14 protein-coding genes are annotated in these 15,625 nt (G+C 54.7%); 1 reads left to right on the forward strand and 13 read right to left on the reverse strand.

Annotated elements, in window-relative coordinates:
* Window positions 1–98: 98 nt before the first annotated feature.
* From FKM97_RS16110 to FKM97_RS16125, 4 genes are all read right to left on the reverse strand, one after another.
* Complete coding sequence (locus tag FKM97_RS16110; RefSeq protein WP_246105131.1) at window positions 99–1,334, reverse strand: MFS transporter; 1,236 nt, start codon at window positions 1,332–1,334, stop codon at window positions 99–101.
* Between the two features lie 123 nt (window positions 1,335–1,457).
* The gene (locus FKM97_RS16115) at window positions 1,458–1,841 is read right to left on the reverse strand and encodes a response regulator (protein ID WP_144293467.1); all 384 of its coding nucleotides are present in this window, start codon (window positions 1,839–1,841) and stop codon (window positions 1,458–1,460) included.
* 313 nt (window positions 1,842–2,154) lie between these two features.
* Window positions 2,155–5,595, reverse strand: a complete 3,441-nt coding sequence (gene dnaE, locus FKM97_RS16120; protein WP_144293468.1) for a DNA polymerase III subunit alpha — start codon at window positions 5,593–5,595, stop codon at window positions 2,155–2,157.
* A gap of 48 nt (window positions 5,596–5,643) precedes the next feature.
* Window positions 5,644–5,892 (reverse strand): helix-turn-helix transcriptional regulator, encoded by a 249-nt coding sequence (locus FKM97_RS16125; RefSeq protein ID WP_144293469.1) that lies wholly within the window; start codon window positions 5,890–5,892, stop codon window positions 5,644–5,646.
* Window positions 5,893–6,000: 108 nt separating this feature from the next.
* On the opposite strand from FKM97_RS16125, the gene ybaL reads away from it, so the two are divergent.
* Window positions 6,001–7,815: a YbaL family putative K(+) efflux transporter gene (gene ybaL / locus FKM97_RS16130; protein WP_246105115.1), complete on the forward strand. Its 1,815-nt coding sequence runs from the start codon at window positions 6,001–6,003 to the stop codon at window positions 7,813–7,815.
* Here ybaL and FKM97_RS16135 read toward each other — a convergent pair.
* From FKM97_RS16135 to lepB, 9 genes are all read right to left on the reverse strand, one after another.
* A complete protein-coding gene (locus tag FKM97_RS16135; protein WP_144293471.1) occupies window positions 7,812–8,522 on the reverse strand; it encodes an ABC transporter ATP-binding protein in 711 nt (236 codons plus the stop codon). The genes ybaL and FKM97_RS16135 overlap by 4 nt on opposite strands.
* Entirely contained in the window at window positions 8,515–9,786 is a 1,272-nt protein-coding gene (locus tag FKM97_RS16140) for a lipoprotein-releasing ABC transporter permease subunit (protein ID WP_144293472.1), read from the reverse strand. The genes FKM97_RS16135 and FKM97_RS16140 overlap by 8 nt, the downstream gene beginning before the upstream one ends.
* A gap of 38 nt (window positions 9,787–9,824) precedes the next feature.
* Entirely contained in the window at window positions 9,825–11,150 is a 1,326-nt protein-coding gene (proS, locus tag FKM97_RS16145) for a proline--tRNA ligase (protein ID WP_144293473.1), read from the reverse strand.
* A gap of 499 nt (window positions 11,151–11,649) precedes the next feature.
* On the reverse strand, window positions 11,650–11,928 hold the full coding sequence (locus FKM97_RS16150) for a DUF1467 family protein (RefSeq protein ID WP_144293474.1): 279 nt from the start codon (window positions 11,926–11,928) through the stop codon (window positions 11,650–11,652).
* A complete protein-coding gene (gene mce / locus FKM97_RS16155) occupies window positions 11,925–12,329 on the reverse strand; it encodes a methylmalonyl-CoA epimerase (RefSeq protein ID WP_144293475.1) in 405 nt (134 codons plus the stop codon). Before mce ends, FKM97_RS16150 begins: the two co-directional genes overlap by 4 nt.
* A gap of 71 nt (window positions 12,330–12,400) precedes the next feature.
* Complete coding sequence (gene recO, locus FKM97_RS16160; RefSeq protein ID WP_144293476.1) at window positions 12,401–13,126, reverse strand: DNA repair protein RecO; 726 nt, start codon at window positions 13,124–13,126, stop codon at window positions 12,401–12,403.
* A gap of 3 nt (window positions 13,127–13,129) precedes the next feature.
* Window positions 13,130–14,026 carry a GTPase Era gene (gene era / locus FKM97_RS16165; RefSeq protein ID WP_144293713.1) on the reverse strand — a complete coding sequence of 299 codons (897 nt, stop codon included), beginning with the start codon at window positions 14,024–14,026 and terminating at the stop codon, window positions 13,130–13,132.
* A 29-nt stretch (window positions 14,027–14,055) separates the two neighbouring features.
* Window positions 14,056–14,751 carry a ribonuclease III gene (gene rnc, locus FKM97_RS16170; protein WP_281290117.1) on the reverse strand — a complete coding sequence of 232 codons (696 nt, stop codon included), beginning with the start codon at window positions 14,749–14,751 and terminating at the stop codon, window positions 14,056–14,058.
* A 9-nt stretch (window positions 14,752–14,760) separates the two neighbouring features.
* Window positions 14,761–15,552 carry a signal peptidase I gene (lepB, locus tag FKM97_RS16175; protein WP_144293478.1) on the reverse strand — a complete coding sequence of 264 codons (792 nt, stop codon included), beginning with the start codon at window positions 15,550–15,552 and terminating at the stop codon, window positions 14,761–14,763.
* Window positions 15,553–15,625 lie beyond the last annotated feature (73 nt).

Here is a 15,625-nt window from a genome sequence, read left to right on the forward strand (position 1 = left end):
ATATGCCAACAGTGTCCTTGACACTGTCCTATGGGAGATGATTTCAGCTAAACGTTAAGGAACCGTTTACCATAACTGCAACTTGTGAGGGCAGGACGTCAGACCCCGTACTCCGTTTCTGAAATGACTGCCGCCGGCAGTACAGGAGTCATCCTAGGATTGACGAGAACAAAGTCGCTTCGGTTAGGGGGCGCCGCCCGGCGCGACATACGATAGATCGCGAAGGCCCCCATCAAGGCATAGACCGCGGCAAGATAGATGGGAAATCCGACGGCTCCGAGGGCACTCATAATCCCGCCGACAAGGACAGGCCCGACCACCGATCCACACCCGTAAATCAACACCAGCTTTCCGCTGGCGCCCAGGATCTGGTCAGCGTCCAAATTGTCGTTGGCATGAGCCAGGGCTACCGAATAGAGCGGAAGCGCAAGGGCTCCGAACAGGCAGAAAATCGTGATCAGCAGCGTTTTCGACAGACCTGCGGCAGGCACACAGCCGATTGCCAGCAGTGCAGCTGCAAATGCCAGAAGAGTTAAAATGCTGCGTCGGTCATGACGGTCAGAGAACAGTCCAATCGGATACTGGGAAAGAATGACACCGAGAGGTGGAAGGGCCATGAGAATCGAGACCTCCGCCACAGTCAGGCCCGCCAGTGTTCCATAGACGGCGCCCATCGTAAAGAACGCCGACTGTCCCAATCCATTGGCGAATGCACACACCACAGCAAGGGGCGATCGGCTGTAAATCTCGCGAATTTTCACCCCCCGAGGCCGAGTTATATCCGGCGCCGTCAGTTGAACCAGCGCCATGGGGACCATGGCAAGTGACACCGTGCAGGAAACCAGGACGAAAAGAACAAAGCCCCCAGGGCTCGCAGCATTCAGCAAAAACTGACCAAACCCCATGCAGGAATAGGTGATGATCATATAAACGGACAACAAGCGGCCTCGATCCTGATTGGTCGAAACCGCATTCAGCCAGCTTTCGGCAACGATAAACAACCCGGACAGGCAGAAGCCCAGAATTACCCGCATGATCCCCCACCAGTAAGGATCAACAAATACCGGGAACGCCAGGGCAGCAGTGGAGGCTACCGAGGCAAGCGCCGAGAAAACCCTAATGTGACCAACATAGGAAACAAGTTTTGGGGTAATGACCGACCCAATAAGCAGGCCTACGGAATAGGCTGCCATTATAATGCCCGTCACTCCCGGCGTGAAATCCTCCATCGCGGCCCGCACCCCGAGCAGCGTTCCTTGTAGGCCGTTGCCGAGTGAGAGCAGCGCTACACCGACGAGCAAAGCCCAAACAGATCGCACACCATCCAGAAACATCAAGCGTCCCCGCGGTCATTTTTCCGGTCCATGCGGATTCTGTATGTTGCGGCATGAGCATAAGCTTGGACGGAAACGACGCCCTTGTTTGCACTGACGTCTAAACGGCTCGCAGAGCTTTCATTAAGCGGCCTCGTCGCGTCCAGCGACCCCAACCTGACGAAGCTTGAAGTCCAGGATATCGGCATCAAATGGCTCGATCAGGCACTCCGATGCTCCCTCCCAAATGGCCTGACTTATTGAGCTTGCAGAAGTCTGCTCTGCGCAAATCAGCACCACCGGCTTTGATCCTAACCTGGCACGTCGCAGCCGCTGCAGAAAGGCCACGCTGTTCATGGTCCCCATGGTGTCAGGCATCATAATAACGTCGGGCATCCGGTTTCTGCAAAGAGCCAGTGCTTCCTCAGGGCTTTGAGCACTCTGGATCTCGAACCCATAGGAGTTCAGCAGGACCGCAAGGTGGTTACGATCCGTCGCTGGGCCCGCAATGATCAGGCAATGGGTCATTCGTTTTCGCTCCGAGCCTCCGCTGCACCGACACAATCGGGCTACGGATCTCCTGCATAAGTCCTAGGGAGCGGGGCTTTAATGAAAGGTTAACAGGATATCCACAGGCTCTAAGCAGAAAAAATGCAAGAAATAACAAATGGTTATATGAATGTGGCCGCCACCGGGGAAAAGACAATTGTGGAAAAGTTGGGGCATAACCGCCCCTCGTCTTCGGCGACTCAGTACCCTGAACGGGAAAACAATCAGGCTCCAGGCAAGATGAGAGGCAAGGCGGCCACCTTTGCCCGGAGCATCCTGGCAAAAGTTCCCTCTACAAATCCTGCACGTCCAATACGTCCGGAATCGCCTTGATGGCGGCTTTGATCTGTGGAGTGATCGTGAACTTGTTGCCGAGAACCATCTCGACCTCGCGTGAGCTCCCCAGCAACATTTTCAGTCTTACCGGAGAGCGACCGCCGTTGCCCAGGCGAGCTGCGAGGCTTTCGATTGAAACCGTTTCTCGGACGGAAATCGTCAGGCCAGATGTTATAGCCTGTGCCGAGCGTTCCAGCGGCTCCACAGAATGAAGCCGTAGCCGTGTCTCCTCACCCTCAACATCGGCTTCCACTCTTAGGATTACAGCATTTCCAGGTTCGAGCATCTCTCGGATCATAACCAGCTGATCGGCAAACACCACTGCTTCGAACTGCCCCGTTGGATCTGAGAAACCCACAAACGCAAACCTGTTTCCGCTCTTAGAGCGTCGTTCTTGGCGGTGCGTCACCGTGCCCGCGAGACGCCCAGCTGTGGCACCCTTGCTTTTTGCCTTTTCTGAGAAGACCGCCCAACTTTCCACGCCGATTTTTGCAAGAGGAGCCATGTAATCGTCGAGTGGATGCCCTGAAAGGTAGAAGCCAACGGCTTCGAATTCCTGTGCCAGTTGCTCCATTGGCAGCCAGGATTCAATATGCGGCAGCGGTACATCGGTCGCTGCATGACCTGCACCAGAAAAAAGGTCAACCTGCCCAGATGCAGCATCTTGTGCGGTTCGGTCGGCCATAGACATAATCGCGTCCAAGCCAGCAAGGAGCTGAGCTCGGTTGGGATTGAATTCACTCAGAGCACCGGCTCTGATCATATTCTCCAGGGCTCGCTTGGTAACGACCCGTGGATCGATGCGTCGCACAAAATCCGTAAGGCTGACGAATGGTCCGCCCTCTTCCCGTAATCTCATAATGTGCTCGACAACACCCTTTCCAACATTCTTGAGGGCTGCCATCGAGTAGTGAATTCGGCCTTCCTCAACAACGAAATCAATTTCCGAGTGATTCACAGAAGGTGGATCGATCTTAACCTTGAGTCTCTGGGCCTCTCGACGGAAGAGGTAGAGCTTATCGGTGTTCCCGCTGTCCAGCGTCATCGACGCGGCGAGGAATTCGACAGGATAGTTACACTTCAAATAGGCCGTCTGATAGGCTATGAGCCCATAACAGGCGGAGTGAGATTTATTGAACCCGTATCCGGCAAATTTCGCCACAAGCTCGAAAATGAACTCGGCCTGAGGTTTGTCCACTCCCTTCGACACCGCGCCCTCGACGAAGCGGACTTTCTGTTGGTCCATCTCGGACTTGATTTTCTTGCCCATCGCCCTGCGCAGGAGGTCAGCTTCACCCAATGAATAACCCGAAAGGACTTGGGCGATTTGCATCACCTGTTCCTGGTAGATGATCACTCCGTAAGTATCCGCGGTGATTGGTGTGACCGCCTCGTGCAGAAATTCAGGCGCCTCCTCGCCGTGCTTGGCGGCCAAATATTTGGGAATGTTGTCCATGGGACCAGGACGATACAACGCAACCAGCGCTATGATATCTTCCAAAACAGTCGGCAGGGCCTTTCGGAGAAGGTCCTTAAATCCCGAGCTTTCCAACTGGAAGACCCCAACTGTGTCCCCGTGGGACAGCATTTGGTAAGTCTTCGCGTCATCATAGGCGATTTTATCGAGGTCGAAACGAGGCTCTCGGCGCCGGATCAAGGCGCAAGCCTTCTGTAAAACAGTAAGTGTTTTGAGGCCGAGGAAATCGAACTTCACCAACCCGGCCTGTTCGACCCACTTCATGTTGAACTGGGTGACCTGCATATCAGACCGTGGATCACGGTAGAGTGGCACAAGCTCATGCAGAGGGCGGTCGCCTATTACAACACCGGCAGCATGGGTTGAGGCATGGCGGTAAAGCCCCTCCAGCTTCAGCCCCATTTCGAGCATCGTCCGCGTCGTCTCGTCCTTATCACGCTCCTCCTGTAACCTCGCTTCGCCATCAATTGCCTGGCGCAGCGTAACCGGATTGGCGGGATTGTTCGGAATGAGCTTGCAGAGACGATCCACTTGCCCATAGGGCATCTGCAACACTCGGCCTACGTCACGACACACAGCCCGAGCCTGCAGCTTTCCAAATGTAATGATCTGAGCGACCTGCTCGCGGCCATATTTTTTCTGAACGTAGTCGATAACTTCGTCACGGCGTTCCTGACAGAAATCGATGTCAAAATCCGGCATCGACACACGCTCAGGATTGAGAAAGCGTTCGAAAAGCAGATTGAATTGCAGAGGATCCAAATCGGTAATTGTCAGAGCCCATGCCACAACTGATCCAGCGCCGGAACCGCGACCTGGTCCGACCGGAATGTCCTGAGCCTTGGACCACTTGATGAAGTCCGCGACAATCAGGAAATAGCCGGGGAACTGCATCCCTACGATGACGTCGAGTTCAAACTCTAGCCGGTCCCAATACTCTTTCTCTTCATGGCCCGCAGCCAGGCCCCGCGTAGCTAAGCGCGCTCGCAGGCCTTCGCGGGCTTGAACCTTAAGCTCATCCCCTTCATTCGTGGAGTACCGCGGAAGAATGGGTTCGCGGCCCCTTGGCCGGAACGAACAACGACGCGCAACTTCAACAGTATTTGCGACCGCCTCCGGAAGGTCAGCGAAGAGCGCGGCCATTTCGGAGGAAGATTTAAAGAAATGTTCCGGGGTGAGACGGCGTCGATCCTCAGCCGCCACCACAGATCCTTCGGCTATGCAGATCAGGGCGTCATGCGCCGGTGCGTCCTCGGGAACAGCAAAATAGGGCTCGTTTGTTGCCACAAGCGGTAGATCCAAGGCATAGGCGAGCTCCACCAATGGAACCTCAGTCGCCCTTTCCTCTTCCATTCCGTGGCGCTGCAATTCCACGTATAGTCGATCGTTGAAGATTTCCTTTAGATGCTCCAACCGAGCTCGCGCCTGCGCATCATCGCCGCTCAGTAGAGGCTCATTGATTACTCCCTTAGGGCCCCCAGTGAGGCAGATCAGACCTTCCTGGTGAGCAGCTACAAGTGCGAATTTCACGTGAGCGCCTTGCGCATCCGGAGTGTCGAGAAATGCACGGCTCGATAGCGCCATCAGATTCTGATAGCCTTTTGCATCCTTGGCGATTAACGCAATGACTGGCAGGCGTTTTGGCAGTCCGGCAGCCCGGATCGGGCGTTCGCCAGCATCTTCAAAATCAACACTCAGGGTAATGCCGATGATCGGCTGGACTCCCATCCCTGCCATCGATTCTGAAAACTCGAGAGCGCCGAATAAGTTATTGGTGTCCGTCAGCACCAGCGCAGGCATCCTGTGCTTCTTGCACAGCGACGACAGCTGCTTCACGGGTAGAGCGCCCTCCAAAAGCGAATAGGCTGAGTGTGAGCGCAGGTGAACGAAGGGGACGGGGCTAGTTGTATTGCTGGTCATTCCCTAGTCTATCGCAGACCTACGACGACGTAACAACGGAACCTGCAGTTATTCACGGGCAAGTGGCACGTGGCGAAGGCGGACCCCTGGGCCAGCGGCATCCGCCGGAATAAACAACACGCCAGCCAATTCCAAGGCAGACAGGATCTGAGCCAAGGTCGAACGATGAAAATCGTGACGACCTTTCTCAAAGTCCCTAATGGTGCCGCGGGACAGTCCCGCCCGCTCTGCGAGATCCTCCTGCGTCCAATCGAGAAGGCCCCGAGCGGCCCGGCATTGTTCCGCCGTAAGCATCATGAGAAAACTTGCGCATTATGATCACTTTCGATCATAATGCTTAGATGCCGCGGGCCTGCCGGTCTGTCAAGGTGTCCACCGCAAATCAATAGATGCAAGGAGAGCTGGGTGCATTCTTCACCATTGATCAGCACCCTCGTGGGAGGCATCGTTCTGGCCTTCCTTCTTGGAGCTCTGGCCAATCGGCTGCGAATCTCCCCTCTCGTTGGCTATCTGTTGGCGGGTATCCTCGCCGGCCCGTTTACACCCGGATTTGTTGCCGACCTCGATCTGGCTACTCAGCTAGCCGAGATTGGGGTCATCCTGCTCATGTTTGGTGTTGGTCTGCATTTCTCGCTGAAGGACCTGCTTTCTGTTCGCGCAATTGCCATACCGGGAGCTCTTGCTCAGATTGCCTTTGCCACTCTGCTCGGCCTCGGTCTTGGGCTGCTCATGGGCTGGAAGATCGGAGCTGGACTTGTGTTCGGTCTGGCTCTCTCAGTAGCCAGCACCGTAGTACTTCTGCGCGCGCTGCAGGAGCGGCGTCTGCTGGACAACGAGAAGGGGAGAATTGCCGTCGGATGGCTCATTGTCGAGGATCTCGCAATGGTCCTCACTCTCGTCCTGCTGCCTGCCGTTTCCGGACTCCTGATCAGCGTGGATGACCCAAATTCAAATCTGGTCATGGGAGGATCTCGTTCGATCGACATCCTCCAAACCGTTGCCATCACCTTAGGCAAAGTCGCGGCCTTCGTTGCTTTGATGTTGATCGTCGGGCGTCGAGTCATCCCCTGGGTCCTGCACCGTATAGCCCATATGGGGTCACGAGAATTATTCCGGCTCGCGGTGCTGGCCATCGCGCTGGGCGTTGCCTATGGCGCGACCACGCTGTTCGGTGTTTCTTTCGCGCTGGGGGCCTTTTTCGCTGGAATGGTTCTCAGTGAATCCGAGCTTTCGCAAAGAGCGGCCGAGGAGACTTTGCCTTTGCGAGACGCGTTTGCGGTCTTGTTCTTCGTTTCAGTGGGCATGCTTTTCGACCCGAGCATCCTTCTCCGGGATCCCGGACCAGTCATTGCGACTGTTCTGATCATCGTGATCGGGAAATCGGTCGCCGCATTTTTCATCGTCCGACTTTTCGGTTACACGGTCGGCACGTCACTGATTATATCAGCCAGTTTGGCGCAAATTGGGGAATTTTCCTTTATCCTGGCGAGCCTGGGTGTCAGCTTGCAGGTTCTTCCACCGGAAGGAAGAAACCTTATTTTGGCCGGCGCCATTCTCTCGATTTTGCTGAACCCCCTGTTCTTTGCGGCAATAGAAAAATGGCGCCCCCTTCTTGAGGCCAAATTTGAACGAAAACCAGAACAAGGCGCACCAGGGATTGCGGTAATTGAGCCCGAAATCTCAGAGCCTCCTCTGCGGCAGTTGCCGATAACCGGTCTGAGCGACCATGCCGTCCTGATCGGCTATGGCCGTGTTGGCTCGATCGTCGGGGAAGCCCTCGTCGCTCAGGCCAAGGCCGTGCTCGTCATCGAAGAGCGGGACGAAGAGGTGAAGATACTGCGAGAGCGCGGAATGGAGGCCATTTCGGGAAACGCCGCTGCTTCGGAGCTCATAAGGGCAGCCAATCTCGAAGGTGCAAAATGGCTCATTGTGGCAATTCCTCATTCGTTCGAGGCTGGTCAGATCATTGAGCAGGCCCGTAAAATCAACCCCGAACTCCAGATTATCGCTCGCGCCCATTCGGATGCAGAGGTCGAGCACTTGCGACAGCACGGTGCTGACTGCGTCATCATGGGCGAACGCGAGATCGCTGATGCGATGATCTCCTATGTCGCTGACACGACAGATCGCCCGGATGCCCTCCGCAACCCAATTTCGACAGGGGGCAACCCCGCAAGCGAAGCCACCCAACCGCTGGAGGACCAACATAGATCCATCTAGTCTAAAGCGGGACCTTCAAGGAGGATCCCATTCTCAAGCCTAACCATCCGATCCATTTGCTCGGCAAGACCCAAATTATGCGTGGCAATAAGCGCGGCCAAACCAGTGCCCCGAACGAGATTGATTAGCTCTTCGTGCACTTTGCCCGCCGTTTTAGGATCAAGATTGCCAGTAGGCTCGTCTGCCAGCAGGATCCTAGGCTCATTGGCTAACGCGCGTGCTATCGCGACCCGCTGCTGTTCTCCGCCGGACAGCTCTGCCGGTCGATGGGAGAGGCGCGCGGACAAACCGAGGCTCTCGAGCAGTTCCCGGGAACGTCCTCGGGCCTGGCTTTTGCTTCTGCCAGCTAGCCGCTGAGGAAGCATCACATTTTCTAGAGCCGAGAACTCCGGCAAAAGATGATGGAACTGGTACACAAAGCCAATTTCCGTCCTCCTGGTGCGAGTACGCTCCGCCTCACTCGCCTGTCCCAGATTTTTGCCCCCGATGAGGATCTCTCCGGAATCAGGCTGCTCCAAGAGGCCTGATATGTGTAAAAGGGTCGACTTGCCAGCACCCGAAGGTCCGACGAGCGCCACGACTTCTCCAGCCTGCAACGACAGCTGAATGCCCGCCAGCACTTCCAACCTCTGAATGCCCTGCTTGAAGCCGCGTCGTATGTCCTTCAACTGAAGTGCAGCCAAAGCGCCGTCATTTCCCCTATTCATATCTGAGCGCCTCGACAGGGTCGAGGCGGGCCGCCCGCCATGAAGGGTAAATGGTGGCGACGAAGGAAAGGAACAAAGACATGACCGTGATCAGCACCGTCTCATGTATCTCCATCTTCGCCGGCAGCTGGCTGAGGTAATAGACCTCCGGGGAAAAGAGCTGAGTGCCCGTGAGAGCGCTTAGCCCTTGACGAATGAACTCTATATTGAGGCAGACGGCGACGCCCAACGACACCCCAGCCAAGGTGCCGACGACGCCAATTGCAGCGCCCGTAATGAAGAAGACGCGCATGATCGATCCCCTACTCGCGCCCATCGTCCGAAGAATTGCTATGTCGGATCCTTTGTCCTTCACCAACATGATCAAGCCGGACACGATGTTCAGCGCGGCCACGAGAATGATCATGGTCAGGATGAGGAACATTACGTTTCGCTCAACAACCAACGCATCGAAAAAGGTACGATTGGTCGTCTGCCATGAAATCAGCTCGATGCCTGGACCCGCTGCCTGCTGCAACGGCGCAACGTATTTCGAGATCTGGCCCGGATCATCGACCATGATCTGCAGCGCTGTTACCCCATCTTCCTCCTCGGCAAAAAATTCCTGGGCCACCGCGAGTGGCATGAAAATAACCGAGCTGTCATACTCCGACATTCCGACTTCGAAGATCGCCGAAATTGGAAACTGCCGCACCCGTGGTGCAACACCGAAGGGCGTGACCGGTCCCTTCGGCGACATGACCGATATGGTGTCGCCCAATCCAACGTTGTGGCTAAAGGCCATACGGCGTCCTATAGCAACACCCTCTCCGGTGCCCCACCCGTTCAAAGTGCCTCGCAGCTGGTCCGTGTCTATGCCCTTCAAGGACTTAAGATCAGCCTCGCCAATGCCACGGACGAGTGCTCCGCCTGAGGTCCGCTGCGAAGAGACCAGTACTTGGCCTTCTTCATAAGGTACGACCTTAGTAACACCGGGAACAGTTTTGAGCCGCCCTACCAAGCCTTCGTACTGGGTGATAGGACCCGGTATGCCGAACGCCGTAAAGTGACCGTTGAAGCCGAGAATACGATCCATCAGCTCGGCGCGAAAACCATTCATGACCGCCATTACTATTATGAGCGTGGCAACACCCAGCATGATTCCCAGGAACGAGAATCCAGCAATTACGGATATGAAGCCCTCTTTTCGTCTTGCGCGAAGATAACGGCCGGCAATTCCCCACTCAAATGAGGCGAAGGGCAAGGTCTGGGTTTGGCGGCTCATAAAAATCCGGAACTGGAGCAGGCAAGACGGTAACTCACCTAAGCTGTGAAACGAGCGAGGACCGCTTCAGGCGAAAGGGACTCGCGCTCACCGGTCTTGCGGTTCTTTAGTTCAATCACGCCAGTCGCGAGACCTCTTGGGCCTACAATGATCTGCCACGGCAAGCCAATGAGGTCCATGGTCGCAAATTTGGCGCCTGGCCGGTCATCTCGGTCGTCGTACAGCACCTCCACGCCCGACATTCTCAGCGCGTCATATAATTTAGAGCAAGCTGTGTCGCTGTCAGGGTCGCCTTGCTTGACATTGATGAGGCCTATTTGAAATGGAGCCACCGTCTCAGGCCAAACGATACCAGCCTCATCATGGCTTGCCTCAATGATTGCGCCCACAAGACGTGATACGCCGATGCCATAGGACCCGCTCTGCACCTCTACCTTATCGCCGCCTGCTGCCTGAACAAAACAACCAAGCGGCTTCGAGTACTTGCTTCCAAAGAAGAATATATGGCCGACTTCGATGCCGCGACCTGAGACCCGATGGTCGACCGACACCCGCTCATTAAATTCCGATTCGTCATGCTTCTCGTCTGTTGCAGCGTAAAGCTTCGTATAATTCGCAATGCGCTCCTGCAAACCCTGGACGTCATTGTAATCTATCTCGGTAGCAGTCCAATCCAGGGCGAGATATCCCCGATCGAAGAACACACCGCTCTCGCCTGTGGGTGCGAGAATAAGAAACTCGTGGCTTAAATCTCCGCCAATTGGACCAGTATCTGCACGCATGGGGATCGCGACCAACCCCATTCTGGCAAACGTGCGGAGATAGGCTATGAACATCTTATTATAAGAGTGCCGCGCAGATTCCGCCGAGAGATCAAAAGAATAGGCGTCCTTCATCAGAAATTCGCGCCCTCGCATCACGCCGAATCGGGGCCTGATCTCATCGCGGAATTTCCACTGAATGTGATAGAGGTTGCGCGGCAAGTCTTTGTAGGATTGGACGCCCTGTCGGAAGATGTCAGTGATCATCTCCTCGTTCGTCGGACCATAGAGCATCTCCCGTTCGTGGCGATCTTTGATGCGCAACATCTCCAGACCGTAATCATCGTATCGGCCGCTACGCCGCCATAGATCGGCAGGCTGAATTGTCGGCATCAGAACCTCAAGCGCTCCAGATCGGTCCTGCTCCTCGCGGACGATATTCTCGATCCTTTTGAGGACACGGAAGCCCAAAGGCAGCCATGAATAAATACCCGCGCTTTCCTGACGGATCATTCCGGTCCGCAGCATGAGCCGATGGGAGACGATTTCGGCCTCCTTCGGATCCTCGCGGAGAGTAGGCAGAAAGTAGCGACTAAGGAGCATCGTGGAAATCCATAAGCAGTGTCGAATATCGCACTCTTAAGGCGACTAGGGGCCGGTGCACCGCACCTTTTAAGCGATGTCGTCAAGAAAACAAGGGCCCGCAGTCTTTCCCAAGTTGCACCGCACAATAGGACAGGAGCACTGACATTTAATCTTTGATCTTCTTTCAAGGAACTACAGGTTGATCACAAGAAAGCCAAAATTTCAGATGACACGCGCGACGGACTTCTCTAGGGTGCTGTTATAACAAGAAGAACCAATGGCTGCGTTGTCTCTATGCGAGCTGCAAAGCAGGCCCTAACGGCCCAAGTCTGGGGAGGAGAGGTCTTACAGCGTAAAGAGGATGTGAAATCCCGCGCGAGAAGCTCTGGATGAGGCGATATCGAGAGTTAAGGGACCACTTTTGAAACTATAAAAACAAGGCGAAAGCCTTGTTTTTTTGTTTAGAAGTGTTTGCAACTTGCGTAGTACAAAGAACCGAATCTTTCGGAAAAAAAATTCAAGAATAGGGCCTCAAGCTTTCCAAAAAAGGTATATCAAGGAGCGAGATATATTTATTTGTCACAATTAAATAAACAAAAATAAAAACTACGGACGCGATTACAGTTGTAATTGTGAACTTGCGGAAAATTTGCGGATCGCGAGAAGAAGGCTGTGATTTTTCTGATGTCCCATCTTCATCAAGTTGATGAGGGCTGTAGGCACCAAATGGCAATACAGTAAACAATACCAACCACCAAATAATAAAGTAGATCGCTATCCCGCTCGTAAAGTTCATGCCTGTTCCAATTCCACTAAGGTCCCAAGGAAGTCCTTAGGATGCAGGAAAAGAACAGGTTTTCCATGTGCCCCAATCTTCGGCTCACCACTGCCTAACACTCGCGCACCTTGAGCCTTCAGATGGTCGCGGGCTGCAAAGATGTCGTCTACCTCATAGCAAATATGATGTATTCCGCCCTGCGGATTGCGCTCCATAAAGGCGGCGATCGGAGACTCATCACCAAGCGGTTCGAGGAATTCAATCTTAGTGTTCGCCAGCTCTACAAATGCGACGGTCACTCCATGCTCGGGCTCTTTCTGGGGAGCGGAGACGCTGGCCCCTAGATTGTCGCGATAATTCGCTATTGCCACCGCCAGATCTGGCACAGCTATGGCAACGTGGTTCAGACGCCCTAACATGATCGGCTCCTTAAACTAGAGAACAGCCTCTGCCTACCGCGAGGGGTAACTTGCTGCAACATCAGCCGCCATCACAATTGGTCCTCGAGCCTCGATACCAGCCGCAAGCGGGCTTCAGGGAGGCCCAAACCGCGCGGGGCCAATATGTGCCGCAACAAGAAATGGCCCGTAAGGCGGAAGCCATCAAGAACTTCCCGCTTACCGATCTGTTGGTTCGTTTCGCCGCGCAGGAAAGATGGAAGGGCTAACAGTTGGTCGTGATAGTTCGCGCCCATTTCTGCACTCACCGCTTTCCCTGATCGCGGTGAGACATAGATCAAATGCGCTGCCGATCCTCCCCCGGCGCACCCTGTCAGATCGAGCCCATAGCCAAGTTCCTCCAGGAGGCCGAGTTCCCATCGCACAAGAAGAGTTGACCAGAGTGCGTCCTGATCCAGCACGTCCAACACGAAACGGAATGCATCATATAGTTTGGGATGCGATTCTCGTTCGGGAACCATCTGGATCAGAGACACAGAGCTCAGGAGCGCATCCAGACGGGCAGGATTTTCCATAAGAAGCCCGGCCTTCAGACTTACAGCCTCCAGTGAAAATGTCCCAAGTTGCTCCGACAGGCGCGCCCGCCAACTCGCGTCCACCACGTTGCCCGGTTGAAGCACCGGCCGTCTCGACTTGGACCGTGCGCCATGAACCAATCCAAGAGTTCGCCCGTGGCCTCGGCTGAACACCTCCACAATACCGCTGCTTTCGCCATGGCGGCGAACACTTAGTATGATCCCTTCTTCACGCCAGTGCATCGGTCAGGAGCGGCTCGGTGGTACTAACCCCATCATCCGCAGCCGTTCTGGGTCAGTACTCCATTTTTCACGGACTTTAACGAACAAAAACAGGTGCACGGGGACCCCCACGAACTTCCCGATCTCCCTACGCGCCGCTTGTCCAATCGCCTTGATTGTCTCTCCGCCCTTGCCCAGAACAATCTTCTTTTGTCCATCTCGCTCGACATAGATCACCTGGTCAATGCGAACCGAACCATCCTTTTGTTCAGTCCAAGCTTCAGTTTCGACCGTCGAGGCGTATGGAAGTTCCTGGTGAAGCTTCAGGAAAAGCTTCTCTCGGGTGATCTCGGCAGCAATCTGCCGTAGCGGAGCATCAGCAACCTGATCTTCGGGGTATAGCCAAGGCCCTTTGGGCACTGTATCGGCGAGAAAACTCCGCAAGCCAGCCAGCCCGTCCCCCGTCAAAGCCGAGATCATGAACGTTCGGCCGAAACCGAAGCGATCATTGAAAATCTTGGCTGTCTCCAACAATTCCTCACGCCTTATGAGATCGACCTTGTTCAATACCAGATGCGCTTCAAATTCGGATTCGCGAAGGCGCTGGATTATTGATTCGGCATCATCATCTAGCCCCCTCCGCGCATCAGTAATCATGATCACAATGTCCGCGTCCGAAGCGCCCGCCCAAGCCGATTCTACCATCGCCTCATCGAGCGACCTTCGCGCAGTAAAAATGCCGGGCGTGTCCAAGATGATGATCTGGCTTTGCTGTTCCATTGCAATTCCGCGCAAGGGTGCGCGGGTCGTTTGCACCTTCGGCGTAACAATCGCCACTTTCGTGCCGACAAGGGCATTAATCAGTGTCGACTTACCCGCGTTGGGCGCTCCAATTAGCGCTACGAAGCCACAGCGGCTCATCTCCTCTGTCGATGGCACGTTGAGATCGGTCACGACGCCTCCAAACGATTTATCAGGAGTTCCGCTGCTGCCTGCTCTGCGGAACGTTTAGAGGTCCCCTGCCCCGCTGCCGGATCGTATCCCTGGAGGGCGACCTCAACCTCAAACAAGGGCGCATGATCAGGTCCGATGCGAGCCGTTTCTCTGTATACGGGAGGCGGCAAGCCGCGCGCCTGTGCCCATTCCTGGAGACTGCTTTTACAGTCCTTGGCGCCATTCTCCGCAGCCTCAAATCGTTTCGCCCAATTTCTGTTAATGAAATGCCGGGCACTCTCCAGCCCGCCGTCTAAATAGATTGCTGCAATTACCGCTTCGCACACGTTACCGAGGATTGCTGTCTTGTTACGTCCTCCGGTGGACGCTTCCCCGGTGCCAAGTTTGATAAACTTACCAAGATCAAGCTCCCGGGCAACATCTGCGCAGGCCTCTCGCCGTACTAAAGCATTGAATCGTGGGGCGAGATCACCCTCAGAACTGTCTGGAAAACGGCGTAGAAGTTCCTCCGCGATTATCAGCCCCAAAACGCGGTCGCCGAGAAATTCCAGACGCTCGTAATCGCCCTCCTTCCGTCGGCGTCCCGCTTCAAAGCTTGAGTGAGTCACCGCCCGTTCAAGCATAGTGAGAGACTGAAAGCCGTGACCAAGCTTTCTCGCCAGGAGGTCAAGAGTGTCAATTTTTGCGCTAATTAGGCCATCTCAATTGAGCAGTGTGAAAAAACGATCCCATCGGATAGTCCATGGCCAATCCCAAATGGCCAGAAGCGAAGCATCGGGCTCGTGGGAAAAGAATATCACCTGCGCCTTTCCGACAAAATTCTCAAAAGGCACATAACCCACCTGACCGAGAAACCGACTATCCGTCGAGTTATCTCGATTGTCACCCATCATGAAGTAGTGCCCCTCCGGCACAACATACTCCTTAGTGTTATCACCGGGTGAGTTATCGTAGAGATCAAGCGTGTAGTAGCTAACACCGTTAGGCAGAGTTTCTCTATACCGTCGAACTTTCCGCTCGGACCCATAGGAATCAGTGTCATCGAAATCAGACACTTGCTCGCGCTTTACAGCTTCTCCGTTGATGTAGAGCGTTCCCCCCTGTACTTGGATTCGGTCACCCGGAAGACCGATGACACGTTTAATGTAATCTGTTTCGTTGTCTGTGGGCAATTTGAATACCGCCACATCCCCGCGGTTCGGATTACTGGCAAGGATGCGGCCGTTAAAAGGAAGTGGCCCAATCTTGAACAGGCGGTTACCCCACAGATCCATGGAAAATGCAAAGGAATAGCGGCTGTAGCCATAGGAGAACTTCGACACAAACAGATAATCGCCCACGAGCAATGTCGGGATCATAGAGCCGGAGGGTATGTTGAACGGCTGGAACAGAAAGGTGCGAATGACAAACGCGATGATGAGCGCGTGAATGACGACGCGGATCACCTCCCAAGCGCCACCCGCCTTTTTTTCGCTCTCTGTCATCGTTGCCATATCTGCTGCTCTGCACCGAGGCACGGCCACAGGCGCATTATGTGCCGGGTCGACCTTTCGGTTTCCTCGGGAT

It is taken from the genome of Rhodoligotrophos appendicifer, assembly GCF_007474605.1.
Classification (GTDB): domain Bacteria; phylum Pseudomonadota; class Alphaproteobacteria; order Rhizobiales; family Im1; genus Rhodoligotrophos; species Rhodoligotrophos appendicifer.